We start from the raw sequence: 962 nt of genomic DNA, 5'->3' as shown, positions 1-962 counted from the left end.
GTCCACGCTGGGGGAGGTGGCGGCGCTGCCGGCCGGGGCGGTGACGGCGCGTGGAGGCGCGGGCGCGGCGCGGGTCCACGCTCGGTGCCGGGGCGTGGACGACACGCCCTTCACGCCGGAGCCGCTGGAGGAGGCGCTGGAGGACCGGGTGGTGCTGGACGCGCCCGCGGACACCTTCGAGCCCGTGCAGTTCGCGCTCAAGACGCTGTTGGATCGCCTGGGCGCGCGGCTCTCCGGGCGGCAGCGGGCGGCGGTGCGGCTCACCTTCGTGCTGCGCCTGGACCCCACCGGCGAGGCCCAGGTGCCGCTCTTGCTGGCGAGGCCCACGGCGCGCGCGAAGCTACTGCTGGACCTGGCGCGGCACCGGCTGGGGGAGCTGCGGCTGGAGCGGCCGGTGGCGGAGGTCGCCGTGCGGGTGGACGCGCACGACGAGGACCTGGGCCAGCAGCTCGCGCTGGGCGACGCACCGGAGGGGGACGCGGCCCTGGAGGCCGTGCTGTCGCGGCTGGCGACGACGCTGGGCGAGGAGGCGCTGTTCGCCGCGTCCCTGGAGGCGGTGCACCGCCCGGAGTCCGCGCACACGGCCCGGGCCTTCCACCCTCCGGAGACGCGGCGCGGCCTGCTGTCCTCCCCGGCTCCATCGACGCCCTCGACTTTGGCGCCGGAGCCTCCGGCCCCCATCACCGTCTGGCGTGAGACGGGGGCGGCCCGGGAGCGGCCGTCGCGGCTCCTGGCCCAGCCGGCCCGCCTGGACGCGGAGGTGGCGGAGTCCGGGGAGATGCTGGCGGCGCGGCTGGGGGGAAGGCGGCACCGGGTGACGGCGATGGCGGGGCCGGAGCGGCTGGGTGGTGAGTGGTGGACGGACACCCCGTACCAGCGGGACTACTACCGCGTGCACTTCGAGGGGCTGGGGCCCGCCTGGGTGTACCGGCTGGCTCTTATACACATCTGACGCTGCCGAC

The 962-nt window shown here is 76.8% G+C and carries 1 protein-coding gene; it reads left to right on the top strand.

What is annotated here, in order from left to right:
- On the top strand, positions 1-952 hold a 952-nt coding region (locus D7W79_RS46620; protein ID WP_500681257.1), incomplete at its 5' end, for a DinB/UmuC family translesion DNA polymerase.
- Positions 953-962 lie beyond the last annotated feature (10 nt).

Source organism: Corallococcus exercitus, from assembly GCF_003611585.1.
Lineage (GTDB): Bacteria > Myxococcota > Myxococcia > Myxococcales > Myxococcaceae > Corallococcus > Corallococcus exercitus.
This window is presented reverse-complemented; position numbering and strand designations above follow the sequence as displayed.